The organism is Bacillus sp. mrc49 (assembly GCF_002803435.1).
The window spans coordinates 1-1257 of record NZ_PHNG01000469.1; the positions used below are offsets into that span (position 1 = coordinate 1).

At 50.3% G+C, this 1257-nt stretch carries 8 tRNA genes and 2 rRNA genes; all 10 read left to right on the top strand.

Features of this window, described 5'->3' with window-relative positions:
• Window positions 1–177, top strand: a 23S ribosomal RNA gene (locus CVN76_RS03665); the annotation flags it as partial.
• A gap of 120 nt (window positions 178–297) precedes the next feature.
• Window positions 298–413: ribosomal RNA gene (rrf, locus tag CVN76_RS03670) — 5S ribosomal RNA — on the top strand.
• Window positions 414–422: 9 nt separating this feature from the next.
• Window positions 423–497: transfer RNA gene (locus CVN76_RS03675), tRNA-Asn, on the top strand.
• 5 nt (window positions 498–502) lie between these two features.
• Window positions 503–594 (top strand) — tRNA-Ser (locus CVN76_RS03680).
• 9 nt (window positions 595–603) lie between these two features.
• Window positions 604–678: transfer RNA gene (locus CVN76_RS03685), tRNA-Glu, on the top strand.
• 15 nt (window positions 679–693) lie between these two features.
• Window positions 694–769 (top strand) — tRNA-Val (locus CVN76_RS03690).
• A gap of 101 nt (window positions 770–870) precedes the next feature.
• Window positions 871–944 (top strand) — tRNA-Met (locus CVN76_RS03695).
• 5 nt (window positions 945–949) lie between these two features.
• A tRNA-Asp gene (locus CVN76_RS03700) sits at window positions 950–1025 on the top strand.
• A gap of 12 nt (window positions 1026–1037) precedes the next feature.
• Window positions 1038–1113: transfer RNA gene (locus CVN76_RS03705), tRNA-Phe, on the top strand.
• A gap of 7 nt (window positions 1114–1120) precedes the next feature.
• A tRNA-Thr gene (locus CVN76_RS03710) sits at window positions 1121–1196 on the top strand.
• The last annotated feature ends 61 nt before the right edge of the window (window positions 1197–1257 follow it).

Here is a 1257-nt window from a genome sequence, read left to right on the forward strand (position 1 = left end):
CTACGTGCGGACGGGATAAGTGCTGAAAGCATCTAAGCATGAAGCCCCCCTCAAGATGAGATTTCCCATGGCGCAAGCTAGTAAGATCCCTGAAAGATGATCAGGTTGATAGGTCAGAGGTGGAAGCGTGGCGACATGTGGAGCTGACTGATACTAATAGATCGAGGACTTAACCAACGCTTCTGAAAAAAATGAAATACCTTCTTATTATCTAGTTTTGAAGGAATGAAAATTTCTTCTTGCATTTTCTCGAAAAGACGTTATAATAATATATGTCTTGAAAAAACGCAAACAATGTTTGGTGACGATAGCGAAGAGGTCACACCCGTTCCCATTCCGAACACGGCAGTTAAGCTCTTCAGCGCCGATGGTAGTTGGGGGTCTCCCCCTGTGAGAGTAGGACGTCGCCAAGCTTATATTGTTCCGCAGTAGCTCAGTGGTAGAGCATTCGGCTGTTAACCGAACGGTCGTAGGTTCGAGTCCTACCTGCGGAGCCATAAATGGAGAGCTGTCCGAGTGGCCGAAGGAGCACGATTGGAAATCGTGTAGACGGGTAACCCTGTCTCAAGGGTTCAAATCCCTTGCTCTCCGCCATTTATACCTGGCCCGTTGGTCAAGCGGTTAAGACACCGCCCTTTCACGGCGGTAACACGGGTTCGAATCCCGTACGGGTCACCATTTCGGCAACATATTGGAGGATTAGCTCAGCTGGGAGAGCATCTGCCTTACAAGCAGAGGGTCGGCGGTTCGATCCCGTCATCCTCCACCATTTTTACATAAGGTCAGGTTGTTTCAGGTAGTGGTTGGTCATCATTCCACAGAAACAATTCACACGAAAACTTGATTCTTGAATAGAAACATTATTACCGTCGCGGGGTGGAGCAGTCCGGTAGCTCGTCGGGCTCATAACCCGAAGGTCGCAGGTTCAAATCCTGTCCCCGCAATCTATGGTCCCGTGGTGTAGCGGTTAACATGCCTGCCTGTCACGCAGGAGATCGCGGGTTCGATTCCCGTCGGGACCGCCATTTTTAAAGTTTGGCTCAGTAGCTCAGTCGGTAGAGCAAAGGACTGAAAATCCTTGTGTCGGCGGTTCGATTCCGTCCTGAGCCACCATAGTAGTGCCGGTGTAGCTCAACTGGTAGAGCAACTGACTTGTAATCAGTAGGTTGGGGGTTCAAGTCCTCTTGCCGGCACCATGTTTCATCCATATGCGGAGGGGTAGCGAAGTGGCTAAACGCGGCGGACTGTAAATCCGCT